This window comes from Staphylococcus sp. 231237_7MaSpsaltlick, assembly GCF_043107035.1.
The window spans coordinates 1-498 of record NZ_JBICNX010000328.1; the positions used below are offsets into that span (position 1 = coordinate 1).

Below are 498 nucleotides of genomic sequence, written 5' to 3' on the forward strand. Positions count from 1 at the left end.
GGAATTGAAGACCCTAATGTTATTTTCGACAATAAACTAGAAGAAATTGAATACAAAGGAGAAAGATTTAAGTGCTATTATGCGAAAGTTACATATATTCCTGATTATTGTGAAAGTTGTGGTGTATGTAACACAAACTATAGTATTGTAAAAAATGGTTTTAAAAGTTCTAGAATAACAATTCCAAAAGTATCTGAAATGAATGCATTTTTAATCCTTAAAAAACAAAGATTCTATTGTAAGCATTGTTGTTCTTACTTTACAGCTCAAACTAACATCGTTGATGTTGATCGCCACATTTCTAATAATACACGTTTAACAATTTTAGATAAGGCAACCACTATACGTTCTCAGAAATCCATAGCGAAGTCTTGTGGTGTATCTAATTCAACCGTTTCACGTGTGATTAATCATGCTGCACAAGATATCAAACATTTGCCATTCAGCACATTACCGAAACATATACTAATGGATGAATTTAAAAGTGTTAAACAAGTA

1 protein-coding gene is annotated in these 498 nt (G+C 30.5%); it reads left to right on the top strand.

Annotated features, from left to right (window positions below):
- Positions 1-498: transposase family protein (locus ACF91D_RS31730; protein ID WP_392438693.1), on the top strand; the 498-nt coding region annotated here is incomplete at both ends.